Source organism: Methylobacterium sp. AC433 (assembly GCF_979253015.1).
Window position 1 is genome coordinate 1 of record NZ_CEEDBN010000025.1, and the last position, 24,252, is coordinate 24,252.

The 24,252-nt window shown below is 70.4% G+C and carries 23 protein-coding genes; 14 read left to right on the forward strand and 9 right to left on the reverse strand.

Annotated features, from left to right (window positions below):
• Positions 1–83 precede the first annotated feature (83 nt).
• Positions 84–599: a hypothetical protein gene (locus AC0IWM_RS22420; RefSeq protein ID WP_471758698.1), complete on the forward strand. Its 516-nt coding sequence runs from the start codon at positions 84–86 to the stop codon at positions 597–599.
• A 111-nt stretch (positions 600–710) separates the two neighbouring features.
• Here AC0IWM_RS22420 and groL read toward each other — a convergent pair whose 3' ends face one another.
• Together groL and groES are read right to left on the reverse strand one after the other, a co-directional pair.
• Complete coding sequence (gene groL, locus AC0IWM_RS22425; protein ID WP_056467192.1) at positions 711–2,354, reverse strand: chaperonin GroEL; 1,644 nt, start codon at positions 2,352–2,354, stop codon at positions 711–713.
• An 84-nt stretch (positions 2,355–2,438) separates the two neighbouring features.
• On the reverse strand, positions 2,439–2,726 hold the full coding sequence (gene groES / locus AC0IWM_RS22430) for a co-chaperone GroES (RefSeq protein ID WP_018042554.1): 288 nt from the start codon (positions 2,724–2,726) through the stop codon (positions 2,439–2,441).
• 213 nt (positions 2,727–2,939) lie between these two features.
• Here groES and AC0IWM_RS22435 point away from each other — a divergent pair, with 213 nt between their 5' ends.
• The 4 genes from AC0IWM_RS22435 to AC0IWM_RS22450 all read left to right on the forward strand — a co-directional run bounded on the left by AC0IWM_RS22435 (position 2,940) and on the right by AC0IWM_RS22450 (position 8,331).
• Positions 2,940–3,950, forward strand: a complete 1,011-nt coding sequence (locus AC0IWM_RS22435) for a magnesium transporter CorA family protein (protein WP_471758700.1) — start codon at positions 2,940–2,942, stop codon at positions 3,948–3,950.
• A gap of 89 nt (positions 3,951–4,039) precedes the next feature.
• Positions 4,040–5,494 carry a lipopolysaccharide biosynthesis protein gene (locus AC0IWM_RS22440; RefSeq protein ID WP_471758702.1) on the forward strand — a complete coding sequence of 485 codons (1,455 nt, stop codon included), beginning with the start codon at positions 4,040–4,042 and terminating at the stop codon, positions 5,492–5,494.
• A gap of 101 nt (positions 5,495–5,595) precedes the next feature.
• The gene (glcE, locus tag AC0IWM_RS22445; protein WP_471758704.1) at positions 5,596–6,783 is read left to right on the forward strand and encodes a glycolate oxidase subunit GlcE; all 1,188 of its coding nucleotides are present in this window, start codon (positions 5,596–5,598) and stop codon (positions 6,781–6,783) included.
• A gap of 165 nt (positions 6,784–6,948) precedes the next feature.
• Positions 6,949–8,331, forward strand: a complete 1,383-nt coding sequence (locus AC0IWM_RS22450; RefSeq protein WP_471758706.1) for a heterodisulfide reductase-related iron-sulfur binding cluster — start codon at positions 6,949–6,951, stop codon at positions 8,329–8,331.
• Positions 8,332–8,338: 7 nt separating this feature from the next.
• On the opposite strand, the gene AC0IWM_RS22455 is transcribed toward AC0IWM_RS22450, so the two are convergent.
• The gene (locus AC0IWM_RS22455) at positions 8,339–9,325 is read right to left on the reverse strand and encodes an MBL fold metallo-hydrolase (RefSeq protein ID WP_471758708.1); all 987 of its coding nucleotides are present in this window, start codon (positions 9,323–9,325) and stop codon (positions 8,339–8,341) included.
• Between the two features lie 88 nt (positions 9,326–9,413).
• On the opposite strand from AC0IWM_RS22455, the gene AC0IWM_RS22460 reads away from it, so the two are divergent.
• Positions 9,414–10,253, forward strand: a complete 840-nt coding sequence (locus AC0IWM_RS22460; protein WP_471758710.1) for a helix-turn-helix domain-containing protein — start codon at positions 9,414–9,416, stop codon at positions 10,251–10,253.
• Here the strand turns inward: AC0IWM_RS22460 and AC0IWM_RS22465 are convergent.
• From AC0IWM_RS22465 to fumC, 3 genes are read right to left on the reverse strand one after another with little or no spacing between them, the layout of a single operon-like run.
• Complete coding sequence (locus AC0IWM_RS22465; RefSeq protein ID WP_471758712.1) at positions 10,203–10,421, reverse strand: ribbon-helix-helix domain-containing protein; 219 nt, start codon at positions 10,419–10,421, stop codon at positions 10,203–10,205. The two genes, AC0IWM_RS22460 and AC0IWM_RS22465, sit on opposite strands and share 51 nt — an antisense overlap.
• Positions 10,422–10,479: 58 nt before the next feature.
• Positions 10,480–10,671 (reverse strand): DUF4169 family protein, encoded by a 192-nt coding sequence (locus AC0IWM_RS22470; RefSeq protein WP_471758714.1) that lies wholly within the window; start codon positions 10,669–10,671, stop codon positions 10,480–10,482.
• 14 nt (positions 10,672–10,685) lie between these two features.
• Positions 10,686–12,098, reverse strand: coding sequence for a class II fumarate hydratase (fumC, locus tag AC0IWM_RS22475; RefSeq protein WP_471758716.1), 1,413 nt, complete (start codon positions 12,096–12,098; stop codon positions 10,686–10,688).
• A gap of 153 nt (positions 12,099–12,251) precedes the next feature.
• Between fumC and AC0IWM_RS22480 the strand changes: the two genes are divergently transcribed.
• Positions 12,252–13,661: a cytochrome P450 gene (locus tag AC0IWM_RS22480; protein ID WP_471758718.1), complete on the forward strand. Its 1,410-nt coding sequence runs from the start codon at positions 12,252–12,254 to the stop codon at positions 13,659–13,661.
• A gap of 253 nt (positions 13,662–13,914) precedes the next feature.
• Here AC0IWM_RS22480 and AC0IWM_RS22485 read toward each other — a convergent pair whose 3' ends face one another.
• Positions 13,915–14,562 (reverse strand): SspB family protein, encoded by a 648-nt coding sequence (locus tag AC0IWM_RS22485; protein ID WP_471758720.1) that lies wholly within the window; start codon positions 14,560–14,562, stop codon positions 13,915–13,917.
• A 344-nt stretch (positions 14,563–14,906) separates the two neighbouring features.
• Between AC0IWM_RS22485 and AC0IWM_RS22490 the strand changes: the two genes are divergently transcribed.
• From AC0IWM_RS22490 to AC0IWM_RS22515, 6 genes are all read left to right on the forward strand, one after another.
• The gene (locus AC0IWM_RS22490; protein WP_471758722.1) at positions 14,907–15,734 is read left to right on the forward strand and encodes a lysostaphin resistance A-like protein; all 828 of its coding nucleotides are present in this window, start codon (positions 14,907–14,909) and stop codon (positions 15,732–15,734) included.
• A gap of 91 nt (positions 15,735–15,825) precedes the next feature.
• Positions 15,826–16,620, forward strand: a complete 795-nt coding sequence (locus AC0IWM_RS22495) for a thymidylate synthase (protein WP_471758724.1) — start codon at positions 15,826–15,828, stop codon at positions 16,618–16,620.
• Positions 16,620–17,117 (forward strand): dihydrofolate reductase, encoded by a 498-nt coding sequence (locus tag AC0IWM_RS22500; protein WP_471758726.1) that lies wholly within the window; start codon positions 16,620–16,622, stop codon positions 17,115–17,117. The genes AC0IWM_RS22495 and AC0IWM_RS22500 overlap by 1 nt, the downstream gene beginning before the upstream one ends.
• Positions 17,118–17,366: 249 nt before the next feature.
• The gene (gene hflK / locus AC0IWM_RS22505) at positions 17,367–18,491 is read left to right on the forward strand and encodes an FtsH protease activity modulator HflK (RefSeq protein ID WP_471758728.1); all 1,125 of its coding nucleotides are present in this window, start codon (positions 17,367–17,369) and stop codon (positions 18,489–18,491) included.
• Positions 18,488–19,441, forward strand: coding sequence for a protease modulator HflC (gene hflC, locus AC0IWM_RS22510; protein WP_471758730.1), 954 nt, complete (start codon positions 18,488–18,490; stop codon positions 19,439–19,441). Before hflK ends, hflC begins: the two co-directional genes overlap by 4 nt.
• Positions 19,442–19,547: 106 nt before the next feature.
• The gene (locus tag AC0IWM_RS22515) at positions 19,548–21,086 is read left to right on the forward strand and encodes a DegQ family serine endoprotease (protein ID WP_056467246.1); all 1,539 of its coding nucleotides are present in this window, start codon (positions 19,548–19,550) and stop codon (positions 21,084–21,086) included.
• 272 nt (positions 21,087–21,358) lie between these two features.
• Here AC0IWM_RS22515 and serB read toward each other — a convergent pair whose 3' ends face one another.
• Positions 21,359–22,255, reverse strand: coding sequence for a phosphoserine phosphatase SerB (gene serB / locus AC0IWM_RS22520; RefSeq protein ID WP_471758732.1), 897 nt, complete (start codon positions 22,253–22,255; stop codon positions 21,359–21,361).
• 18 nt (positions 22,256–22,273) lie between these two features.
• Here serB and miaA point away from each other — a divergent pair, with 18 nt between their 5' ends.
• Positions 22,274–23,245 (forward strand): tRNA (adenosine(37)-N6)-dimethylallyltransferase MiaA, encoded by a 972-nt coding sequence (miaA, locus tag AC0IWM_RS22525; RefSeq protein ID WP_471758734.1) that lies wholly within the window; start codon positions 22,274–22,276, stop codon positions 23,243–23,245.
• Positions 23,246–23,332: 87 nt separating this feature from the next.
• On the opposite strand, the gene AC0IWM_RS22530 is transcribed toward miaA, so the two are convergent.
• Entirely contained in the window at positions 23,333–24,199 is an 867-nt protein-coding gene (locus tag AC0IWM_RS22530) for an NAD(P)-dependent oxidoreductase (RefSeq protein ID WP_471758762.1), read from the reverse strand.
• Between the last annotated feature and the right edge of the window lie 53 nt (positions 24,200–24,252).

Below are 24,252 nucleotides of genomic sequence, written 5' to 3' on the forward strand. Positions count from 1 at the left end.
CCGCTCCATCCCTCGTGTGAGCCACACTGCAAACCTAGCAGTGAAGCCCAGTGAGGGGCGGGCCATCCATAAAGGGGTCTTCGATGGCGCTTGACGTGGATGGTTTCGTTGCCCTCGGGGCGATCGCGCGTTCACCGGAGGTCTTCCCGGATATTCGGGCTGACCTTGCCAGGACCGTCCGCGCTCTGGTGGTGAAGCAACTGAAGGCGAAGAACCTGACGCTCGATGGCTTGCGGCGGATGTGCAAGTGCCTGGGCACCGAAACCTACGCCCTCATCGTCGACGGCCTGACCGAGGCCGAGGCGCGGGCGCTGATCGGACGCCTCGACAGGCATCACGCGGAAGCGAAGCTCGCCAAAGCCGACTGGCTTCGACGCCGCCTCGCGGATCTCGCCGGCGGTGCCGAGCCTGCGGTCAGGGCGAAGGCCCTTCCGCAGCGCCGGTCCGGATCCCCTGCCGGGGACCCGAGCATCACGCGTGCCCTCGGAAGCCCTGCCTTCACCGCATCCTGGGACCGAAAGGATCACGATCGGACCGGGAAGGCCGCATCGCGCGCGACCACGGCGAAGGCGGCGCGCGGCAAGAAGAAGGGCAGCTGACACGCCTCCTTCCGCAATCCCGACCGTCGGGGCGCCGGTGGCGGTGCCCCCGATGAAAAAAGGGGCCGCCTCGCGGCGACCCCCATTCCGATCCGGTGCGGTTCGGACTTCTTAGAAGTCCATGCCGCCCATGCCGCCGCCGCCCGGCATCGCCGGGGCGCCGCTGTCCTTCTTCGGAGCATCGGCGATCATGGCTTCGGTGGTGACGAGGAGGCCGGCGATGGAGGCGGCGTCCTGCAGGGCGGTGCGCACGACCTTGGCCGGGTCGACGATGCCGGCCTGGATCATGTCGACATACTCTTCGGTCTGGGCGTTGAAGCCGAAGGTGATCGAGGAGGTGTTGTCGGTGATCTTGCCGACCACGATCGAGCCCTCGACGCCGGAATTGGCGGCGATCTGCCGGATCGGGGCCTCGAGGGCCTTCAGCACGATCTTGATGCCGGCCTGGACGTCCGGGTTGTCGCTCTTGAGGGCGCGGACGGCCTCGCGGGCACGGAGTAGGGCGGTGCCGCCGCCGGGGACGATGCCCTCTTCCACCGCAGCGCGGGTGGCGTTGAGCGCGTCGTCGACGCGGTCCTTCTTCTCCTTGACCTCGACCTCGGTCGCGCCGCCGACGCGGATGACCGCGACGCCGCCGGCGAGCTTGGCCAGGCGCTCCTGGAGCTTCTCACGGTCGTAGTCCGAGGTGGTCTCCTCGATCTGCGCCTTGATCTGACCGACGCGGGCCTCGATGTCCGACTTCTCGCCGAGACCGTCGATGATCGTGGTGGTCTCCTTCTCGATGCGGATGCGCTTCGCGCGGCCGAGCATCGGGAGGGTGACGTTCTCGAGCTTGATGCCGAGGTCCTCGGCGATCATCTGACCCTGGGTCAGGATCGCGATGTCCTCGAGCATGGCCTTGCGGCGATCGCCGAAGCCCGGAGCCTTGACGGCCGCGACCTTGAGGCCGCCGCGCAGCTTGTTCACGACGAGCGTGGCGAGCGCCTCACCCTCGATGTCCTCGGCGATGATCACCAGCGGCTTGCCGGTCTGCACCACGGCCTCGAGCACCGGCAGCATCGCCTGGAGCGACGACAGCTTCTTCTCGTGGATGAGGATGTAGGGGTCCTCGAGCTCGGCGACCATCTTCTCCGCGTTCGTGATGAAGTACGGGGAGAGGTAGCCGCGGTCGAACTGCATGCCCTCGACGACGTCGAGCTCGGTCTCGGCCGTCTTGGCCTCTTCGACGGTGATGACACCCTCGTTGCCGACCTTCTGCATGGCGTGGGCGATCATCTCGCCGATTTCCTTGTCGCCATTGGCCGAGATGGTGCCGACCTGGGCGACTTCCTCGGACGATGCGACCTTCTTGGCGCGGCTCGTGATGTCCTCGACGGCAGCCTTCGTCGCGAGGTCGATGCCGCGCTTCAGGTCCATCGGGTTCATGCCGGCGGCGACGTACTTGGCGCCTTCACGGACGATGGCCTGGGCGAGCACGGTGGCGGTGGTGGTGCCGTCACCCGCGATGTCGTTGGTCTTCGAGGCCACTTCGCGCACCATCTGGGCGCCCATGTTCTCGAACTTGTCGGCGAGCTCGATCTCCTTGGCGACGGTGACGCCGTCCTTGGTGATGCGCGGCGCGCCGAAGGACTTCTCGATGACGACGTTGCGGCCCTTGGGACCGAGCGTGACCTTCACCGCGTCGGCGAGGATGTCGACGCCACGGAGCATCTTCTCGCGGGCGTCGGAGGCGAAGCGGACTTCTTTCGCTGCCATGTCAGATCCTTGTCAGTGATGGGCCCCGAGGCGCCGGACGGCGCCCTCGAAGGGCTCGTGAAAGGGAGGAGAACCGAAACCGACTTAGGCGACGACGCCCATGATGTCGGATTCCTTCATGATCAGGAGGTCCTGACCGTCGATCTTGACCTCGGTGCCGGACCACTTGCCGAACAGGACGCGGTCGCCGGCCTTGACGTCGAGCGGGTTCACGCGGCCGGCTTCGTCACGGGCGCCGGGTCCGACGGCGACGATCTCGCCCTCTTGCGGCTTCTCCTTGGCGGTATCCGGGATGATGATGCCGCCCTTGGTCTTCTCTTCGCCTTCGATGCGGCGGACGACGACACGGTCGTGCAGCGGACGGAACTTCATGAGCTGCCCTCTTGCTTCAAATTCGTGGATGGCGTTGATGCGGCGCGGCAGCGCGCTCAACCCAGGCCGTTAGCACTCGCCACGGGTGAGTGCTAACGATGGCGCCGAGTTAGGCGCGGGCGCCGTTCGAGTCAAGACTGTCGCAGGCTCGGACGACGATCCGGCGACAAGATCATCCCCCAATTCCACAAGCCGACGGAAAGTCCTTCGCGGATGATCAAGCTTCATGGTCCGCAGGGCGCGGTGGAGCCTCAGGCGCAGGCGCCTCAGGCGGCCTACCCGTCGGAAGTGGTGTGGATCGATCTGGATGATCCGAGTGCCGAGGAGGCCGAGCGGGTCGAGGCCTGCACCGGCATCCGCGTGCCATCGCGCAAAGCCCTGAGCGAGGTCGAGAATTCGAGCCGGCTGCGGCGGCTGAAGACCGGCTTCTCGCTCTCGACGCCGATGGTGACCTTCGACAAGCTCGACACGCAGCTGAAGCCCCTGGGATTCGTGCTGACCCGGGATCGCCTCGTCACCGTGCGGTTCCACGAGTTGCGCGCCTTCGCAGAGGTGAAGAAGCGCATCGACGCCGGCGACGGGCCTGGCACCACCTCCACCGAGATCTTCCTCCTCCTGATGGAGGAGCTCGTCGACAGCCTCGCGGATTCCCTGGAGGACATGGGCGCCGACCTCGACGAGCTCTCGACGCGGATCTTCGATTTCGATGTCCGCAGCGGTGCGCCCGCCGGAGACACCAAGCTCCGAAACCAGACGCCGCGCCGTCGCGATCTGGCTCTGCGCCGGATCCTGCGCGGCATCGGGCGGCGCGGAAAGACCCTCGGCAAGATCCGCTCGAGCCTCCTCGGTCTCGAACGGATCGTGCCCTTCGTGGCCAACGAGTGCGAGCACATCCTCGGCGAGGAGCAGGTCCCGCGCTTCGAGGCTGTGCGGCGCGACATCGCCTCCCTCGACGAGTTCGAGATCCGGCTCTCGGAGAACGTCCAGTTCCTCCTCGACGCGACCCTCGGCCTGATCAGCATCGAGCAGAACAACACCTTCCGCGTGCTCACCGTGGCATCCGTGGTCGGCATCCCGCCGACCCTGATCGCCTCCATGTACGGCATGAACTTCAAACACATGCCCGAGCTGGACTGGGCCTACGGCTATCCCTACGGTCTCGGCCTCATCCTGGTGAGCGCCATCATTCCGATCGTTTTCTTCCGCATCCGGGGCTGGTTGTGACCGGTTGACGGAATGTTTGCCCGCGCGCGCTAGAGCCTTGCGCGGCGATGCCCCCATCAGCCGGCATTCGAGGATGACCCGTCCGCGCCATGGCCGTGATCGCTGCCTTCGTACTCAATGCCGGCCTGAACTTCATCCTCGGCCTTCTCATCGCCAAGCTGCTGGGTCCTGCGGATTTCGGCCTGTTCGCCCTCGCGACGGCCGGCGCCATCGTGGCCAACACCGTCCTGTTCGAGTGGCTGCGCCTCTCGGCGACGCGGTTCTACTCGGCCCGGGTTCGCCTCGACGAGCCCTGGATCCGGCAGGGCCTCGACCGGGCCTACGCGGTCCTGGCGCTGGCGCTCTTCGCCGCGGCCGTGATCTGCGCCGGCCTGGGGCTGACGATCGAGCCCAGTGCCGGGAGCCGCCTCGCGATCACGGCGGGCGCGGCGGTGGCCGCCCTCGGCATCGGGGTGTTCGACTACCATGCCGCGCTCGCCCGCGCCCGCTTCGACGGCGGGCTCTACTTCAACCTCGTGGCGGTCAAGAACGGCCTCGCCTTCGTGCTGATGGCGGGCGCCGCCTGGTTCTTTCCCCAGCCGGTCTGGGTGCTGACGGCGGCGGGCGTCAGCCAAGCCCTCGCCATCTTACTGCTGCACCGCCCGCTGCGCGATCCCGTCGCCCCGCGGGTACGCCTGAAGTTGCGCGAAGCTTGGCGCCTCTTCGTCGCCTACGGCCTGCCGCTCATCGCCGCCAACGCGATCTATCAACTGATGCCGTTTCTGAACCGGGGCAGCATCGCCGCCCATGCGGGGCTTGCCGAGGCCGGCTATTTCGCCCTCGCCGCCGACGTGACGACGCGGAGCATCGGCACCCTCGGGACCGCCCTCGACCTGCTGCTGTTCCAGCTCGCGGTCCGGGTCGAGGAGGAGGAGGGCCGTGCGGCCGCCGAGCGCCAGGTTGGGCTCAACATCGGCGTGGTGGTGGCGCTGTTGCTGCCCTGCGCGGTGGGGTTCTGGGCGGTCCTCCCGGCCCTCGAGGCCCTGGTGGTGCCGGAGGCCTATCGCGGCCCCTTCGCCGCCTATGCGGGGCTGATGGTCCCGGGCTTCTTCTGCCTCGCGATGATGAACTTCGCGCTCAACCCGATCTTCCAGATCCGGCGCCGGACCCGCCCGGTGATCGCCGCCGCCCTGGTCGGGCTCGGCCTCAACGCGCTCGGCCTGTGGATCCTGCCGCCCCGGCTCGGACCCGAGGGCGTCGCGATCGCCCAGACCCTCGGGCTCGCCGCCGCCACCCTGCTCCTCGCTTGGCGCGCCTTGACCGGACCCGACCGCCTGCGCCTGCCATGGTGGGAGATCCTGGCGGCCTGCACCGCCTGTTTGGCGATGGCGCTCTGCCTCCTGCCCCTGCGCCACATCGAGCCGGCACGGGCCCTGATGATCGGTGTGCCCCTCGGCATCGTGATCTACGGCGCGCTGGTCTGGCTCTTCGACATCGCGGGCCTGCGCGGGCACGTGGAAGCCCGCTTCGCCCGGCCTCCGGCGGAAGCGGCGCCCGCCGAATAGCCGGTCCGCACCGGATGCCATCGCGGCGAAGCTCCTCTAAGGTGATCGCCTAGGAACAGGATCGAGGGCGCCGCAGAGCACCCCGGATCGGGCAGGAAACGATGCGTGCATATGAGCCTCACGACGAGGGCGCGGCGGCCGAGATCGTCCGCGCGGCGGCTTCGAGTCCCGAGCGGCTCCGCCTCGTCGGCGGTGCGACCAAGAGCGGGATCGGCCGGCCGGCCCAGGACGAGGCCACCCTCTCCAGCGCCGGTCTGACCGGAATTACCCTCTACGAGCCGGCCGAGATGGTCGTCGCCGCCCGTGCCGGCACGCCCCTGGCCGAGGTTCAGGCGCTGCTCGCCGCGCGCGGCCAGATGCTGCCCTTCGAGCCGATGGACCATCGTCCCCTCTTGGGGAGTACCGGCGAGCCGACCTTCGGTGCCGTCGCGGCCGCCAACAATTCCGGCCCGCGCCGGATCAATGCGGGCGCCGCCCGCGACAGCCTGATCGGCGTACGCTTCATCAACGGGCGCGGCGAGGCGATCAAATCGGGCGGCCGGGTGATGAAGAACGTCACCGGCCTCGACCTGGTGAAGCTGATGGCCGGCTCCTGGGGCACCCTCGGCCTCCTGACGGAAGTGACCTTCAAGGTGCTACCCGTTCAGGAGCGGGTCGCGACCCTCGCCTTTCCGGACCTCGACGATGTCCGCGCCGTCGCGGCCCTGAGCGCGGCCCTCGGCTCGCCCTTCGAACTCACCGGGGCCGCGCACCTGCCCGCCGGCATCGACGGCGGGCCGGCTCGGACGCTGATGCGGATCGAGGGTTTTTCGGAGTCGATCGATTACCGGCTCGGCGAATTGCGTCGCCTGCTCAAGCGCTTCGGCCGACCCGAGATCGTCGAGGGCGAGGCCGGGATCGACCTCTGGGCGCGGATTCGCGACGCTGCCGCCTTCGCCGCGCCGCGCGATGCCGCAATCTGGCGGATTTCCACGGCGCCGACCCGCGGCCCCGCCGTCACGGCCGCGATCGGCGCGCAGCGGGAGGCCCGCTGGTTCTACGATTGGGGCGGCGGTCTGATCTGGCTCGCGACCGATGCGGCCGGCGATGCCGGCGCGGAAGCGGTCCGGGCGGCGGTCCGGGCGGAGGGCGGACACGCCACCCTGGTGCGGGCGCCCGATGCCGTCCGCGCCGCAGTGCCGGTCTTCGAGCCGCTCTCGGAGCCCTTGATGCGGATCACCGCCGGGATCAAGGCGGCGCATGATCCCCACGGCCTGTTCAATCCGGGGCGAATGTACGCCGGCATCTGAGCAGGGGGCCTGTGCGGGGCGAGGTCGCGGCGGGGGTGCTGTTCGGAGCGATTACCAAGGCTCGGCAACCGGCACGAGACGCTCTAGACAGAGGACGCCAAGAACGACGATGCCGACACGGGCCGGACCCGATGGACGGCACGAGGGTGGACCCGAGGACACGCCGTGCAGACCAATTTCAGCCTGACGCAGCTTGCGGACCCGGCCATGGCGGCGTCCGAGAAGATCCTGCGGACCTGCGTCCATTGCGGGTTCTGCACCGCGACCTGCCCGACCTACCTGCTCCTGGGCGATGAACTCGACTCCCCCCGCGGGCGGATCTACCTGATCAAGGACATGCTGGAAGGTGGAAAGCCGGCGGTGCCGGAGGTGGTCAAGCATGTCGACCGCTGCCTCTCGTGCCTGTCCTGCATGACGACTTGCCCCTCGGGGGTGCATTACATGCACCTCGTCGACCATGCCCGGACGCATATCGAGGAAACCTATCGGCGTCCCTTGAGCGACCGGCTGCTCCGCAGCGTGCTGGCCTTCGTGCTGCCCTACCCGAACCGCTTCCGGCTGGCGCTTCTGGGCGCGAAGGTCGGCGCTCCGTTCCGGCCCCTGGTGGCGCGCCTGCCGCGGGTGGGAAATCGCCTCGCGGCCATGCTCGACCTCGCGCCGGCCCACCTGCCGAACCGCAACCCGACCGACCGGCCCGGCACCTTCCCGGCCGAGACGCGGGCCCTCGAAGCGAGCGCGGCGTTGCAGGGGAATACCGCACCGTCGCGTCGAGGTCGCGTGGCCCTGCTGCGCGGTTGCGCCCAGAGCGTGCTGCGTCCCGATTTCAACGAGGCGGCGATCCGCCTCCTTACCCGGCACGGGGTCGAGGTGGTCCAGGCTCGGGGGGAGGGCTGCTGCGGCGCGCTCACCCACCACATGGGCAAGGCGGATTCGTCGCATGCCCAGGCGCAAAGGACCATTGACGCCTGGATCGCCGAGATGGACGGCGCCGGCCTCGACGCGATTCTCGTCACCGCCTCCGGCTGCGGTACGACGATCAAGGATTACGGCTTCATGTTCCGCGAGGACCCGGCCTATGCGGAGAAGGCGAAGCGGGTGTCGGCCATCGCCAAGGACGTCACCGAGTACATGGCCACGATCGGCCTGATGCCGCCGATCGTCGAGACCGACCTCGTGGTCGCCTACCACTCGGCCTGCTCGATGCAGCACGGCCAGGGCATCCGCACCGAGCCGAAGAACCTCCTGAAAACGGCGGGCTTCACCGTGAAGGACGTGCCCGAGGGGCACATCTGCTGCGGCTCGGCCGGCACCTACAACATCCTCCAGCCCGAGATCGCGAACCGCCTGCGCGAGCGGAAGGTGGCCAACATCGAGCGGATGCGCCCCGACGTGATCGCCACCGGCAACATCGGCTGCGCCACCCAGATCGGGAAGGGCACCGCGATCCCGATCGTCCACACGGCGGAGCTCCTGGACTGGGCGACGGGCGGCCCGAAGCCGGCGGTCCTGGAGGGGCTGCCGGCGCGGACGATGCTGGCGGCGGAGTAGGGGCGCATCAGCGCCGGGGCCGGTCCGCCATCGGGAGCCAGTGGTATCCGAGTCCGTCGCGGACGACGTGTCCCAGCGACGGGAAGGCGGTATGGTAGCCGGCGACGAGGACGCGATCGGTGGCGGCCATGTCGTAGATCGTCCGCCGGGTCGCGGCGCCGGCCGCCTTGTCCATGTCGAACAGGGCGTGCCAGTCGGGCCGGGCCAGGGAAGCGACCTCGTGATGGGCGCAGTCGCCCCAGACCAGCAGACGCTGCCCCTCGCTCTCCAGGTGGAAGGCGAGGTGCCCCGGCGTGTGGCCGAAGGCCGCCACGGCGTCGATGCCCGGCACCACCGTCTGGCCCGGCGATACGAAGCGGATGCGGTCGGCGAGGGGCAGCAGGTGGCTGCGGAAGACGCGGGCCGAGGCGTAAACGTTCCCGTCCGGCGGAGCGGCGAGACGGTCGTCGTTCTTCCAGAAGGCGAATTCCTGCGCTCCCAGCACATATTGCGCCCTGGGAAACAATGGCCGGCCGGCCTCCAGGAGGCCGCCGATATGGTCGGTGTGGCAATGGGTCAGCACCACGAGGTCGATCTCGTCCGGTGAGAGGCCGGCCTGCCGCACGCGCTGCGCCAGCCGACCGCCGGCCGGCCGCGGGATGAAGCCGACCTCGCCGTTTCCGGTGTCGAACAGGACGGTCTCACGGCCGGTCCGGACCAGGATCGGCGTGAAGCCGGGCTTGAAGCGGTCCGGCGGCAGATGGTTCTCCCGCATCAGCGCCTCGACCTCCGCCTTCGGTCGGTCCTCGCCCACGATCGGCCAGGGTCCGTCGATGACGGCGTCGGCGTCGCACAGGGCGATCACCGTGAAGGCGCCGAGGCGGACCTGGTACAGCCCGTCGGGCAGGGAAGGTGGGGGCAGGGCTTGCGTCGGCATGCCCCCCAGCGCGGCCCTTGGTAGGCCGAGGCCGGCAACCAGGGTCGCGGTGAAACGACGGCGGGTGAGTTCGGTCATCGCTGGGAGTTTCCCGAGGGGCCCGGTTCCGTCAGGATGGTCGCGGGACCGGTCGCCAGCGGTCTATCGCGGCGAGAGGGGTTCGAGCTTGAACGAACGTGCTGCGCCGATCTGCGCGTCGCCCAGCCCGATCTGGCATGTGGAGGGCGCGCATACGCTCTTCGCCGGGCCGCTCGCCTACAATGCCAGCCACCAGCACGGTGCTCCGGTCTACCTTGCCGGACTCTACGGAGCCTTCCGGGTTCGGTTCGCGCCGGGGGACTGGATCAGCTGCCGGACGGCCTTCATCCCGGCTGGGCTCCCCCACGAGCTGGAATGCGGCGGCGATCCCATCGGCGTCCTCTATTGCGAGCCTGACGCGGGTGCGCGGGTCCTCGCCGGGCTGATGGGGCCGGCCGATTCGGTGGGGACCGCCCTCGTCGGCAGGAGCGGGGAGATCGGTGCCTTGCGGGCGCTCTTCGAGCGCGGCGACGCCTGCGACTGGGCCGGTGCGGCCATCGCCGACCTGTCGGGCTTCGCGGCCCGGCGCGCCGATCGGCCTGTCGACCCCCGGATCGCCAAGATCCTCGTCGATCTGCGCGCCCGTCCGGAGGTGGCGATGAGCGCGAGCCGGCTCGCCACGGCGGCGTCCCTGTCGTCGTCTCGAATGCAGCACCTGTTCAGTGCGACCATGGGCGTCCCGTTCCGGCGCTATCGCGGCTGGCTGCGCATGCGCCGCGCCATTGAGGCCGTCGTGCGGGGCGCCAACTTCACCGGGGCCGCCCATGAGGCGGCGTTCGCCGACCAGGCGCATTTCGCCAACGCCTTCCGCCGGACCTTCGGCGCGCCGGCCTCCTACAGCCTGCAGGACATCCGCCGTCCGATCCCGTCGCGACGGTCAGGCCCGGGCGCGCACGCTCGCCAGCACGAACACCCGCAGGGCGGATGAGAGGTTCTGGCCCTCCCGGCCGGCATCGATGGCGCCGATCAGGGCCTGGACGGACTGGCCGCGCGCCGCCGCGATCTCGCGCAGAGCCTCCCAGAACGGGTCCTCCAGGGACACGCTGGTCCGGTGGCCCGCGATCATCACGGAGCGCTTGGTGACGCCGGTGGTCATCGCAGATCCCGGCCCTCTCCCGCAGACGGGGGAGGGGAATGCGCGCCCGCCATCGCCCTCACCCCTTCGAATCCGGTCCCACCAGTTTGTGGCCCTCGTGGCGCGAGACCTCGATGGCCTTCTTGGCCTCGGCCAGGGTCCGGGCCTTCTTCGGGCGGCCGAAGGCGATGCGGTTGTCCGCCGCTTTCGCCTCCTTGAGGTCACGGCCCTTGGCCTTGCGGGCCTGGCGCAGGTTGATGATCTCCGCCATGCCGGTCGGCTCCCTCACTCGGCGCTGGGCGCCAGCATCGTCTCGGGGCGCACCACGCGCTCGAACTCCTCGGCCGTGACGTAGCCGAGGCGCAGGGCCTCCTCCTTGAGGGTGGTGCCGTTCTTGTGCGCGGTCTTGGCGATCTCGGCGGCCTTGTCGTAGCCGATCGAGGGCGCGAGCGCGGTCACCAGCATGAGCGAGCGGCTCATCAGGTCGGCGATCTTGTCCTCGTTGGCCTTGATGCCGACGACGCAATTGTCGGTGAAGCTGACGGCCGCGTCGGCGAGGATGCGGATCGACTGCAGCACCGCGTTGGCGATCACCGGCTTGAACACGTTCAGCTCGAAGTTGCCCTGGCTGCCGGCTAAGCTCACGGTGGTGCCGTTGCCGATCACCTGGGCACAGACCATCGTCAGGGCCTCGCACTGGGTCGGGTTGACCTTGCCCGGCATGATCGACGAGCCCGGCTCGTTCTCCGGCAGCGAAAGCTCGCCGAGGCCCGAGCGCGGTCCCGAGCCGAGGAAGCGGATGTCCTGGGCGATCTTGAACAGGCCCGAGGCCAGGGCCGTCAGGGCGCCCTGCGTGAAGACCAGGGCGTCGTGGGTCGCCAGCGCCTCGAACTTGTTGGCGGCCGAGGTGAAGGGCAGGCCCGTCAATTCCGCGACCTTGGCGGCGAACTTCTCCGCGAATTCGGGATGCGCGTTGAGGCCGGTGCCCACCGCCGTACCGCCCTGGGCGAGCGCCAGCACGCCCGGCAGGGTCGCCTTCACGCGCTCGGTGCCGAGCGCCACCTGGGCGACGTAGCCCGAAAACTCCTGGCCCAGCGAGACCGGGGTCGCGTCCTGCAGGTGGGTGCGGCCGATCTTCACGATGGAGGCGAACGACTCGGACTTGGCCTGGAGCGCGTCGTGCAGGTGCTGGAGGGCCGGCAGCAGACGGTCGTTGATCTCGCGCGAGACCGCGATGTGCATCGCGGTGGGGAACACGTCGTTGGAGGACTGGCCGCGATTGACGTGGTCGTTGGGGTGGACGGGCGACTTGCCGCCGCGCTTGCCGCCCAGCAACTCGTTGGCGAGGCTGGCGATCACCTCGTTGGCGTTCATGTTCGACTGGGTGCCCGAGCCCGTCTGCCAGACCACCAGGGGAAATTCCTGGTCGTGCTCGCCGGAGACCACCTCGGCCGCGGAAGCCGCGACGGCCTGGGCCACCTTCGGGTCGAGGGCGCCGAGATCCTGGTTCACCAGGGCGGCGGCCTGCTTGACCATGCCGAGGGCGTGGACCAGCGGCGCCGGCATCCGCTCCGTGCCGATCTTGAAGTTCTGGATCGAGCGCTGCGTCTGCGCGCCCCAGTAGCGATGCGCCGGAACCTCGATCGGGCCGAAGGTGTCGGACTCGGTGCGGGTGGCGGGCGTCTCGGTGGGCGACATCGTGGCCTCTTCGTCTGGCTAAATCGGACCCTACTTAAACCGCACGCAACCAAACCGCGATGGCGCATGTCCAGCGGGCCGTGTGCCCGGCGCCGAAATGTCATGCCCTGTCAGCCCCTCTCGATCGACCCCCGGGTCCCGGAGTTGTCCTCGATGTCGCGAGCCGCCGCCCTCGCCGAAGCCCGTGTCGACCCTGCCGTGCCGGTCCGCTTCCGCCCGGCGGTCCCGAAGCCCCTGCGCGAGCAGCCGGGCCTGTTCGGCTTCCTGAAGGCGGCCCGCGCCAACCCGCTGACGACCTGGCTCGACGTGCATTTCGAGAAGCCGGTGGTGGCCGCCGACGGCGCCCTGGGGCGCGTCACCGTGGTGAGCGACCCGGCCCTGATCCGGTACCTCTACGTCGAGAACGCCGCCAACTACCGCAAGGACGACCTGCAGCGGCGCGTCCTCGCCCCCGGCCTCGGCAACGGGCTGCTCACCGCCGAGGGCGACGAGTGGAAGCTGCAGCGCCGGACCCTGGCGCCGATCTTCTCCGCCCGGCACGTGCTGGGCTTCAACGTAGCCATGAACGCGGCCGGCGCCCGCATCGCCCGGCGGCTGGCGCGCCGCGACGGCACCCGCATCGACGTCGCCCTGGAGATGACCCGCGTCACCCTCGACGTGCTGGAGCGGACGATCTTCACCCACGGACTCGCCAGCGACCCCGACGCCCTGGGCCGGGCGATCACCCGCTTCCTCGAATCGGTCGGGCCGATCGATCCCCTGGACGTGTTCGGGGTGCCGGGCTTCGTGCCCCGCATCGGCCGCCTGCGGGCGCGCCCCGCCATCCGCTTCTTCGCCGAGGTGGTGGACGAGCTGATCGACCGCCGCCGCGCCCTGATCGCGCAGGGCTCCGCGCCGGCCGACCTGCTGACGCTCCTGCTCAACGCGCAGGACCCGGAGACGGGACAGGGCCTGACCGACCTCGAGGTGAAGGCCAACATCGTCACCTTCATCGCCGCCGGCCACGAGACCACCGCCAACGCCCTGACCTGGGCGCTCTACTGCCTGTCGCAGGACCCGGATGCCCGGGCGCGGATCGAGGCGGAGGTGGACGCCGTGCCGGCGGGCCAGGATTTCGACGCGGACGCGCTGCCCTTCACGAAGGCCGTGATGGAGGAGACCATGCGGCTCTTTCCGCCGGTTCCGTTCCTGAGCCGGCAGGCCATCGCCGAGGACCGGCTCGGCCGGATCAAGATTCCCAAGGGCTCCCTGGTGATGGTGGCGCCCTACGTGCTCCACCGCCACAGGACCCTGTGGCAGGAGCCCGGCGCCTTCATGCCCGAGCGCTTCCTGCCCGAGGCCCGGGCCGCGATCCCGCGCTTCGGCTACCTGCCGTTCGGGGCCGGGCCGCGCGTCTGCATCGGCCAGAGCTTCTCGCTGCAGGAGGCGGTGGTGGTGCTGGCCCACATCGCCCGCGCCGCCCGCTTCACCCTGGCCGACGACCACGCCCCGGTGGTCCCGCTTCACCGCGTGACGCTGCGGCCGGAGCACGGGCTGCACATGACGGTGAACCCGCGGGGGTGAGGGCTGGGCGCCCGTGGGGAGTCGCCGGCGGCGGGATGGTCGGGCGAGCCTCGACGCGCGGAGGCCGGCGTCGACAGAACCCGCGCGCGGCGCCGGGGCATCCCGGGGACGCGCAGCGCAGCGCGGGATCCGGACACGCAGGTTGCGTAGGACTTGAGCCTGTCGGCGCCTCTGGATCGCACGCCGTTGCGCCGCCCCGGAATCACGGCGCGGTGCTGTCGGCCGGCGTCGGCCCCGATCGGCGCTTCGTCGATCAGCTCTTCTTGCGGAAGGCGTCGAGGCTGACGACCTCGGCGCTGGTCTCGCTGCCGTCCTCGGCCTTCTTGGCCGCAGGCTTGGCTTCCGAGCCGTCCTCCGACTTCGCGGCCTGGGCGGCGGGCGCCGGTGCGGTGCCGATCTTGGGGACGGCACCGCCGATGGTGGCGAGGCCCGTGCCCTTCGGCTTGATCTCGGTCGGCTCCGAGGCGGCCCCGCGGGGCGGGGTCTTGCCGCCGAGCGTCGGCGCGTCCTCGGCCTCCTCCTCGGTGGCGACCACCTCCGTGCCCTCGCTGAGATCGAACTTCAGGCCGAACTGGACGGACGGGTCGAAGAAGCCGGTCAGGGCGTCGAAGGGCACGAGCAGGCGCTCGGGCACCCCGGAGAAGGACAGGCCGACCTCGAAGGTGTGCTCGGTGACGCCGAGGTCCCAGAACTGGTGCTGGAGCACGATCGTCATGTCCTGCGGATACTTCTCGCGCAGGCGCTGCGACATGCGCACGCCCGGCGCCTCGGTGCGGAACGAGACGTAGAAGTGGTGCTCGCCCGCGAGCCCTTCGCGGGCCGCGTCGGTCAGCACCTTGCGCACCACGCCGCGCAGGGCGTCCTGCACCAGGAGATCGTAGCGGATCAGGTCGTCTGCCATCTGCGGTCGCTTATGCCCGGTCACTGCCCGCCGTCTCACGCCGCGATGGCGCTCCGGGTCGGATGAAAATCGAATGGGAGTACCGGTGCCCGGCCCTCCCAGAACCCTGCCTGAACGGCCGAGACCCCTGTCGCGGACCGAGCTTCCGCCAAAACCCGAAGCCTGTCGAGCCTCGGACCCTTGCGTCCAAAAGCCCGTGGTCCGGAGAGGCGCGACCGGGTTACCGTTCCGGTCCCGACCCTCGCCCCGGCGCCGCCGGATTCCCGCCCTCGCCGAGCCCGTCGGCCAACACCTTGATTATAGTGGGAGTGCCGCAGCATTTGAAGCCCGATGATGGGGCGCCGGTGCCCGGACCGCAGGCCGTGCGGCCGGCGCGCGTCCCGCCCCGTCCGTCGCGGGTCCGGACCGGCCTCGGCGCCGTGACGGCGCTCGTCGGACTGGCCTTCGCGGCGTTCCTGGCGCTGGCGGTGGCGACCCTCCTCGCCCTGGTGATCGTGCGGGTCGGCGGCGACTGGATCGACGGCATCGCGGTCCTCGGCGGCGAGCGGCCGCGCCTGCATCCGCGCCAGCTCGCCATGCGGGAGCTCGCCGTGGACGTGGTCCGCCAGCTCGTCCTCGCCCTCCTGGTGGTCGGCGCCGTGCGCTGGCGCGACGGGGCGGCCTGGCGCCGGACCCTGGCCCTGGTGGCGCCGGTGCCGCCGCCCTGGGGACCCGGCGCCCCGGGCCTGTCGGCGCGCCGCTTCGCCGTGATCCTGCTGGTCTGGCCGATGCTCCACATCACCTGGGTGACCGGCAGCGCCGAGCTGTTCCGGATGCCCATCGGGCGGCACACCGCCCTGTCGCCCGGACTGACCCCTGCGGCGGCGGCCCTGTGGTTCGCCTACGTGATCGTGCTGGCGCCGGTGGCCGAGGAACTGCTGATGCGGGGCGCCCTGTTCGCCCGGGCGCGGGAGACCTTCGCGGCGCGGGGCGCGATCCTGGCGACCGCGCTGCTGTTCGCCGGCGCCCACCTCACGCCGGCGGGCTTCGCCCGGCCGGTCTCGCTGATTCCCCTGGCGTTGATCCTCGGCTGGGTGCGCTGGCGCAGCGGCCGGCTCTGGCCGGGCATCGTGCTGCACGCCTGGAGCAACCTCGCGATGATCGCCTACGTGCTCGGGCCGGCCCTGGGCTGAGCGCGGCCGGCACGACCTGTTGACGCCCCGGCCCGCCACCTCGCCAGCCCCGGCGCTTCGGGGTATTCCGGGTGCCCGCCCGGGAGCCGCGATGCACGCCTATCACCAGCTACTCGAACGCATCCTGCAGGACGGGGTGCGCAAGGACGACCGGACCGGCACCGGCACCCTCTCGGTGTTCGGGCACCAGATGCGCTTCGACCTCGCGGAGGGCTTCCCCCTCGTCACCACGAAGCAGCTCCACCTGCGCTCGATCATCCACGAGCTCCTGTGGTTCCTCACCGGCGACACCAACGTGCGCGCCCTCCAGGCCAACGGCGTCAGCATCTGGGACGAGTGGGCGGATGCGAACGGCGACCTCGGGCCGGTCTACGGGCGGCAGTGGCGCTCCTGGGCCAAGCCCGACGGCGGCAGCGTCGACCAGATCGCCTGGGTCCTCGACGAGATCCGGCGCAACCCGGATTCCCGGCGCCTCATCGTCTCGGCCTGGAACCCGGCCGACCTCGACCGGATGGCGCTGGCGCCGTGCCACTGCCTGTTCCAGTTCTACGTCGCCGAGGGACGGCTCTCGTGCCAGCTCTACCAGCGTTCGGCGGACGTCTTCCTCGGCGTGCCCTTCAACATCGCGAGCTACGCCCTGCTCACCGCGATGATCGCGCAGGTGACGGGGCTGAAGCCCGGCGATTTCGTCCACACGCTGGGCGACGCCCATCTCTACGTGAACCACCTGGAGCAGGCCCGCCTCCAGCTGACGCGAGACCAACGGCCGCTGCCGCGCCTCGTGCTCAATCCCGGCGTGACCTCGCTGTTCGACTTCCGCTTCGAGGACATCGCGGTGGAGGGCTATGCCCCCCATCCGGCGATCCGTGCGCCGGTGGCGGTCTGATGCCGGCCCCCCGCGTCACGATCATCGCGGCGGTCGCCCGCAACGGCGTCATCGGGCGCGACAACGACCTGATCTGGCGCCTGCGCAGCGACCTGCGCCGGTTCAAGGCCCTGACCATGGGCAAGCCCCTGCTGATGGGGCGCAAGACCTTCGCGTCGATCGGCCGGCCGCTGCCCGGCCGGCGCACCATCGTCCTCACCCGCGATTCCGGGTTCGCGGTGCCCGAGGTCGCGGTGGCGCATGACTGGGCCGGCGCCCTCGCGGCGGCCGAGGGTGCCGACGAGCTGATGGTGGCCGGCGGCGGCGAGATCTACGCCCTGGCGCTGCCCCACGCCGAGCGCATCCACCTCACCGAGGTCGACCTGGCGCCCGAGGGCGACACCGTGTTCCCGCCCTTCGACCGGAGCCGCTACCGAGAGACGCACCGCGAGGCGCACCCGCCCGGCGAGCACGACGCCTGCGCCTTCAGCTTCGTCGATCTGGAGCGCGCACCGTAAACCATGGCACCGCGACCCATTGCGCAATGGCGGCCGCTGCGGTTGTCTTTCCCGCACCCGATGCCCAAGTGGCAATCTTGACAGGATCACGCGCGCCCACGCAGGTGCCAGGGTCGGGTCACGACGAGATCAACACTCTTGTCCACGCGGGGGAGTTCCGGCCCGCCTCCTGACGGAGGCCGGGACGGGGAGCGCGGGTGGGCTTCGTGCGCGGCGCAGACGCTGCTGGAACAGGAGAGATCGGCGAGCATGCCTTGGAGCAATCAGAGCGGCGGCGGTAGCGGCAACGGGGGAGGGCCCTGGGGCCGAGGCGGCGGCGGCAAGACCCCGCCCGACCTCGAGGAACTCCTGCGGCGCAGCCAGGACCGCCTGCGCGGCGTGCTTCCGGGCGGCTCCTTCGGCGGTGGCCGCGGCCTCCTGATCGCCGGCGGCATCGTCGTCGCCGTCTGGCTCGCCACCGGCTTCTACACCGTGGCCCCGCAGCAGGTCGGCATCGAGACGATCTTCGGGCGCTACCTCAGCACCACCGGCCAGGGCCTGAACTACAACTTCCCGGCCCCGATCGGCGCCGTGCTCAAGCCGAATGTCGGCCAGGTCAACAGCGTGCAGATCGGCTACCGCGCCGGCCTCGGCAACCAGACCCGGACCGTCGACAAGCCCGAGGAGAGTCTGATGCTCACGGGCGACGAGAACATCGTCGACCTCGACTTCGAGGTGCAGTGGCGCGTCAACCCGCTGAAGGCCTCCGACTACGTCTTCAACCTCGAGAATCCCGAGGGCACGATCAAGGCCATCGCCGAGAGCGCGATGCGCGAGGTGGTCGGCCGCCGCAACATCCAGCCGATCCTCACCAACGAGCAGTCGAGCGTCGCCCAGGAGGTCCGCGAGATCACCCAGAAGGCCCTCGACGAGTACGGCGCGGGCGTCCGCATCGAGCTCGTCCAGCTCGTCAGCGTGCAGCCCCCGCCGGAGGTGCGCCCCGCCTTCTTCGACGTGAACGCGGCGCAGCAGGACGCCGAGCGCGCCAAGAACGATGCGCGCACCTACGAGAGCCAGAAGGTGCCGCAGGCCCGAGGCGAGGCCCAGCGGATCGTCCAGGCGGCGGAGGCCTACAAGACCCAGGCGACCGCGGAGGCGACCGGTCAGGCCGCGCGCTTCAGCCAGGTCTACGATTCCTACAAGGTCGCGCCGGTGATCAGCCGCGAGCGCATCTTCCTCGAAACGATGGAGCGGGTCCTGGGCTCGGTCAACAAGGTGATCATCGATCAGAACGGCTCCGGTACGGGCGCGGGCGCCAGCGCCGCCGGCGTGCTGCCGGTGCTGCCGCTCACCGAATTCGGTCCCCGCAACGCTGCCGGTGGAGTGGCCCGATGAACAACCAAGCCCTCCGCACCGGCCTGATGATCGCGGCCGCCGCGATCGTCGTCGGCCTCTACGCCTCGGTCTTCACCGTCGGCCAGATGCAGCAGGCCCTGGTGCTCCGCTTCGGCGGCGTCCGCGCCGTCCTGAACCAGACCGGCACCGACAAGCCCGGTCTCTACTTCAAGGTCCCCTTCATCGAGAACGTGGTCGTGTTCGACAAGCGCGTGCTCGATCTCGACCTGCCGGTGCAGACCCTGCTGACCACCGACCGCCAGAACCTCGAAGTGGACGCCTTCGCGCGCTACCGGATCATCGATCCGCTGAAGTTCTACCAGTCGGCCAACAACATCGCTCGCGCCAACACCCTGCTGGCGAGCTTCACCAACTCGGCCCTGCGCAACCTGCTCGCCCGCTCGACCCGTGACGCCATCGTGCGGACGCAGCGCGCCGAGCTGATGAACCAGATCCAGGCCGACGTGAACCGGCAGGCGAAGGAACTCGGCGTCGAGATCGTCGACCTGCGCATGACCCGCGTCGATCTGCCGGCCCAGAACAGCTCCGCGGTCTACAAGCGCATGACGACGGAGCGCCAGCGCGAGGCGGCCGACATCCGCGCCAACGGCGAGCAGATCGCGGTCACGATCAAGGCCAAGGCCGACCGCGACGTGACGGTGGTGCTCTCCGAGGCCAACCAGACGGCCGAGACCCTGCGCGGCCAGGGCGACGCCGACAAGAACCGGATCCTGGCGGAAGCCTACGGCAAGGATGCGGACTTCTTCAGCTTCTACCGTTCGATGCAGGCCTACGAGACCGGGCTGAAGGGCTCCGACACCCGGCTGGTGATCAGCCCGTCATCGGACTTCTTCCGCTACTTCAGCGATCCCCAGGGCCGGACCCCGACCAGCCCGGCCGCCCGCACGCGGGCGCCGGCCGAGCCCGGCACGACGGGCAGTACCCGCTGACGGAACGCGATCCCGTGCCGGCGGCGGACCCTGGTTCGCCGCCGGACTCTTGATCGGGGACCGGCGCGGACGATCTAAGACCGTCCTGACACAGATGAGGTCGACCATGGTTCCCGTTGCGAGCGCCGTCCGGGCGCCCCGTTCCCGAGCGCTCCAGCGCAGCCTGCGCTCCGCCCTCGCCGCCGCGGCGCTGGCGACGTCCGTCGCCGTGGCCGGCCTTCCGGCACCGGCCTTCGCCAAGGGGCCGGAATCCCTCGCCGACCTCGCCGACCAGGTCACCGACGCGGTGGTGAACATCTCGGCCTCGACCACCGTCGAGGCCCGCCCCAACGCCCGTTCCGGCTCGCCGCTTCCGCAGGGCACGCCCTTCGAGGACCTGTTCGAGGAGTTCTTCAACAAGCGCGGCCAGCGCGGCGGCGGCGACCGCAGCGAGGCCGACCGCCCGCGCCCACAGCAGCGCAAATCCAACTCCCTCGGGTCCGGCTTCATCATCGACGCCTCCGGCATCGTGGTGACGAACAACCACGTCATCGGCGACGCCAACGACATTCAGGTCATCCTGCACAACGGCACCAAGCTGAAGGCCGAGATCATCGGCAAGGATGCCAAGATCGATCTCGCGGTGCTGCGGGTGAAGCCGGAAGCCGGCAAGCCCCTGAAGGCCGTCCCGTTCGGTGATTCCGAGAAGATGCGTCCGGGCGACTGGGTCATCGCCATCGGAAACCCGTTCGGCCTCGGCGGCTCGGTCTCGGCCGGCATCGTCTCGGCGCGGGGCCGCAACATCGAGTCCGGTCCCTACGACAACTACATCCAGACGGATGCGGCCATCAACAAGGGCAATTCCGGCGGCCCGCTGTTCAACATGAACGGCGAAGTGATCGGCATCAACACCGCGATCCTCTCGCCCACCGGCGGTTCGGTCGGCATCGGCTTCGCGGTGCCGTCGAACAACGCCTCGCAGGTCATCGACCAGCTGCGCGAGTTCGGCGAGGTCCGCCGCGGCTGGCTCGGCGTGCGCATCCAGAACGTCGACGAGACCACCGCCGAGGCCCTCGACATGAAGGACGGCGTCAAGGGCGCCCTGGTGGCGGGCGTCGACGAGAAGGGTCCGGCCAAGGCCGCCGGTCTCGAGATCGGCGACGTCATCGTCAAGTTCAACGGCACGGCCGTGAAGTCGTCGAGCGACCTGCCGCGGATCGTCGCCTCGACGCCCGTCGGCAAGACGGTGGACGTGCTCGTCATCCGCAAGGGGGCCGAGACCACCAAGTCCGTCACCCTCGGCCGTCTCGAGGACACCGAGAAGCCGACCCTGGCCAGCGTGAAGCAGCCGGAGGCCGAGAGCGCCGTGCGCCAGGTGCTCGGCCTCAACCTCTCGGGGATCACCGACGAGGCGCGCAAGCGCTACAGCCTCAAGGACGGCCTCAAGGGCGTCCTCGTCACCCGCGTCGACCCCAATTCCACGGCGGCCGACAAGCAGATCAAGCCGGGGGAGGTCATCGTCGAGGTCGGCCAGGAAGCGGTCAACGCGCCCGCCGACGTCAGCAAGCGGATCGATCAGCTCAAGAAGGACGGCCGCAAGTCGGTCCTGCTCTTGGTCGCCAGCGCCTCCGGCGACGTCCGCTTCGTGGCCCTCGGGATCGACTGATCCCCAGACGCCATTCGGACACATCCAGCCGCCGCCCGAGAGGGCGGCGGTTTTGTTTTGGTGGGTGGGGCTGCTCCGATTCGCGGCCGGCCGATTACCGGCCGAAGCATGTCCCGTCGCTCCCCGTCATCCCGGGGCCGCGCGGCGGAGCCCGGGATCCAGAAACACAGGTGGCGCAAGGTCTTGCAGAATCGGCGGCTCTGGATTGCACGCCGCTGGCGCGCCCCTTCGGCTCCGGGCTCGCCTGCAGCGCCCCCGTCTGACGGCTGCGCTCAGCCCACGAATTCGGCCGAGGCATAGCCCTGCAGGTAAAGCAGGGCCGTCAGGTCGCCGTGGTCGATCCGGACCTGCGCGGCGGCCGCGACCTTGGGCTTGGCCCGGAAGGCGACGCCGAGGCCGGCCTCGCCGATCATGTCGAGGTCGTTGGCGCCGTCGCCCACCGCCAGGGTCTCGGGGGGATCGAGGCCGAAGCGGCTGCGCAGGGCGATCAGGGTCGCGCGCTTGGTCTCCTTGTCGACGATGGGCTCGACGACCTCGCCGGTGAGGTGGCCGTCTCGGATTCCGAGGGTGGTGGCGTGGGCCTCGTCGAATCCGATCCGGGCCGAGACCGGGCCGGTGAACAGGGTGAAGCCGCCCGAGATCAGGCAGGTATGGGTGCCGTGCGCCTTCATGGTCTGCACCAGGGTGCGCCCGCCCGGCGTCAGGGTGATGCGCTCGGCGATCAGCGCGTCGATCTTGTCCATTGGGACGTCGCGCAGGAGGGCGACGCGCTCGCGCAGGGCCGGGCCGAAGGCGATCTCGCCCCGCATCGCCCGCTCGGTGATCTCGGCGACGTGGTCCTTCAGGCCGATCGTGTCGGCGAGTTCGTCGATGCATTCCTGCTCGATCATGGTCGAGTCCATGTCGGCCAGGAACAGGCGCTTGCGCCGGTGCGGACCGGCGCCGAGGACCGCGACGTCGATCGGCTCGGAGGCCAGGGCGGCGCGCAGGCGGCGCGTGAGCGCCGGCGCATCCGCCGCCGCGCCCGGCACCAGGACCTCGGCGGCGACCTCCCCGTGCAGGATGCGGGGCTGGTGCTCCGAGCGCATCACCGCGCGGGTCTCGGCCAGGACCGCATCGGTGATGGCGGGGCGGCTCTCGTTTGCTATCAGGATCGCGACGAGGGTCATCCGGGAGCTTTCCACGCAGTGCCGCCGGTCACGCAACGCGCGCACGCGCATACCCTGCCGGCGGCGATCCTCATCGCAGGGCCGACCGCCTCGGGCAAGTCGGGTCTGGCCCTGGCGCTGGCGCGCGACCTCGGGGGCGTGGTGATCAACACCGACTCGATGCAGGTCTATGCCGATCTGCGCCGACTCTCCGCCCGGCCGAGCGCGGCCGAGGAGGGGCTCGCGCCCCACCGCCTCTACGGCCATGTCGACGGCGCGGTGAACTACTCGGCCGGGCACTTCGCCCGCGAGGCGGAGCCGCTGATCCGGACGTTACGCGAGGCGGGCCGCCTGCCGATCCTCGTCGGGGGCACCGGCCTGTATTTCCGGGCGCTGGAGGAGGGTCTGTCGGAGCTGCCGCCGGTGCCGGACGAGGTCCGCTCGGCCCTGCGCCTGCGCGCCGAGGGCCGGGCGACGGAGGACCTCCACGCCGATCTGGCCGCGCTCGACCCGGCCGGGGCCGAGAGCCTGCGCCCCAGCGACCGGGCGCGGGTGATGCGCGCCCTCGAGGTGTTCGCCGCCACCGGCCGTCCGATCGCGGATTTCCACGGCGCCCGCACGCCCGGCCCCCTCGCGGGCCTGCCGCTCCTCAAGCTGTTCCTGGCGCCCGAGCGCGAGGCCCTGCGCCGGGCGATCGACGCGCGGTTCGAGGCGATGATCGCGGACGGGGCGCTGGGCGAGGTCGAGGCCCTGCGCGACCGGCGCCTCGACCCGCTGCTGCCGATCATGCGCGCCCACGGGGTGCCGAGCCTGATCGCCCATCTCGACGGGGCTCTCTCCCGGACGGAGGCGATCCGGCGCGGGCAGGGCGACACGCGGCGCTACGCCAAGCGTCAGTTCACCTGGTTCCGGCACCAGATGGGGACGGACTGGCTCTGGACGCCGCCCGAGGAGGCCCTCGGGCGGGCGGGCGCGGCGCTGATATCAAGCCTCAGGGAGCCTGCCCCATAGGTCAGTCTCCCCGAGGTCCGGCGGACGGCCGCCGCCGCGCCGTCGCGCGGGCAGAGCTCGACGAGCCAGGCTCATCGAGCTCCGATGTCACTTCTCCAGCCGGGCGATGAGGGACGAGGTGTCCCAGCGGCTGCCGCCCATGCCCTGCACGTCGGCGTAGAACTGGTCGACGAGGGCGGTGACGGGCAGCTGGGCGCCGTTGCGCCGGGCCTCGGCCAGCAGGATGCCGAGATCCTTGCGCATCCAGTCCACGGCGAAGCCGAAGTCGAACGTGCCCGCGTTCATAGTCTTGCCGCGGTTCTCCATCTGCCAGGAGCCGGCGGCGCCCTTGGAGATCACCTCCAGCACGGCCTCGACGTCGAGGTTCGCCCGCTTGGCGAAGTGCACCGCCTCCGACAGGCCCTGGACCAGGCCCGCGATCGCGATCTGGTTGACCATCTTGGTCAGCTGGCCGGAGCCCGCCGGACCCATCAGGCGGCTGGCGCGGGCAAAGCACAGGATGGCGGGCTCGACCCTCGCGTAGGTCTCGGCCTCGCCGCCGCACATCACGGTCAGCGCCGCGTTCTCGGCGCCCGCCTGTCCGCCGGAGACGGGGGCGTCGATGAAGCCGAGGCCGGCGGCCTTCGCGGCGTCGGCGAGTTCGCGGGCGACCTCGGCCGAGGCGGTGGTGTGGTCGACGAAGACCGCGCCCGTCTCCATGCCGGCGAAGGCGCCGTCGCCGCCCAGGGTGACGCTGCGCAGGTCGTCGTCGTTGCCGACGCAGGCGAAGACGATCTCCTGGCCCTTGGCCGCCTCGCGCGGCGTGGCCGCGAAGGCGCCGCCATGGGCCGCGACCCAGGCTTCCGCCTTGGCCGTGGTGCGGTTGTAGACGGTGACCTCGTGGCCCTTGGCGGCGAGGTGGCGGGCCATCGGGCCGCCCATCACGCCGAGGCCCAGAAACGCGACCTTCGCCATCATCATCTCCGCTCGTATCCTGAATACGAGCGGGGTCTAGGAGCGATGCTCGC

Coding starts and splice junctions, on each gene's coding strand:
- AC0IWM_RS22420 (WP_471758698.1), top strand. CDS start 84: ATGGCGCTTGACGTGGATGGTTTCGTTGCCCTCGGGGCGATCGCGCGT.
- groL (WP_056467192.1), bottom strand. CDS start 2,354: ATGGCAGCGAAAGAAGTCCGCTTCGCCTCCGACGCCCGCGAGAAGATG.
- groES (WP_018042554.1), bottom strand. CDS start 2,726: ATGAAGTTCCGTCCGCTGCACGACCGTGTCGTCGTCCGCCGCATCGAA.
- AC0IWM_RS22435 (WP_471758700.1), top strand. CDS start 2,940: ATGATCAAGCTTCATGGTCCGCAGGGCGCGGTGGAGCCTCAGGCGCAG.
- AC0IWM_RS22440 (WP_471758702.1), top strand. CDS start 4,040: ATGGCCGTGATCGCTGCCTTCGTACTCAATGCCGGCCTGAACTTCATC.
- glcE (WP_471758704.1), top strand. CDS start 5,596: ATGCGTGCATATGAGCCTCACGACGAGGGCGCGGCGGCCGAGATCGTC.
- AC0IWM_RS22455 (WP_471758708.1), bottom strand. CDS start 9,325: ATGACCGAACTCACCCGCCGTCGTTTCACCGCGACCCTGGTTGCCGGC.
- AC0IWM_RS22465 (WP_471758712.1), bottom strand. CDS start 10,421: ATGACCACCGGCGTCACCAAGCGCTCCGTGATGATCGCGGGCCACCGG.
- AC0IWM_RS22470 (WP_471758714.1), bottom strand. CDS start 10,671: ATGGCGGAGATCATCAACCTGCGCCAGGCCCGCAAGGCCAAGGGCCGT.
- fumC (WP_471758716.1), bottom strand. CDS start 12,098: ATGTCGCCCACCGAGACGCCCGCCACCCGCACCGAGTCCGACACCTTC.
- AC0IWM_RS22480 (WP_471758718.1), top strand. CDS start 12,252: ATGTCGCGAGCCGCCGCCCTCGCCGAAGCCCGTGTCGACCCTGCCGTG.
- AC0IWM_RS22485 (WP_471758720.1), bottom strand. CDS start 14,562: ATGGCAGACGACCTGATCCGCTACGATCTCCTGGTGCAGGACGCCCTG.
- AC0IWM_RS22495 (WP_471758724.1), top strand. CDS start 15,826: ATGCACGCCTATCACCAGCTACTCGAACGCATCCTGCAGGACGGGGTG.
- AC0IWM_RS22500 (WP_471758726.1), top strand. CDS start 16,620: ATGCCGGCCCCCCGCGTCACGATCATCGCGGCGGTCGCCCGCAACGGC.
- hflK (WP_471758728.1), top strand. CDS start 17,367: ATGCCTTGGAGCAATCAGAGCGGCGGCGGTAGCGGCAACGGGGGAGGG.
- hflC (WP_471758730.1), top strand. CDS start 18,488: ATGAACAACCAAGCCCTCCGCACCGGCCTGATGATCGCGGCCGCCGCG.
- AC0IWM_RS22515 (WP_056467246.1), top strand. CDS start 19,548: ATGGTTCCCGTTGCGAGCGCCGTCCGGGCGCCCCGTTCCCGAGCGCTC.
- serB (WP_471758732.1), bottom strand. CDS start 22,255: ATGACCCTCGTCGCGATCCTGATAGCAAACGAGAGCCGCCCCGCCATC.
- AC0IWM_RS22530 (WP_471758762.1), bottom strand. CDS start 24,199: ATGGCGAAGGTCGCGTTTCTGGGCCTCGGCGTGATGGGCGGCCCGATG.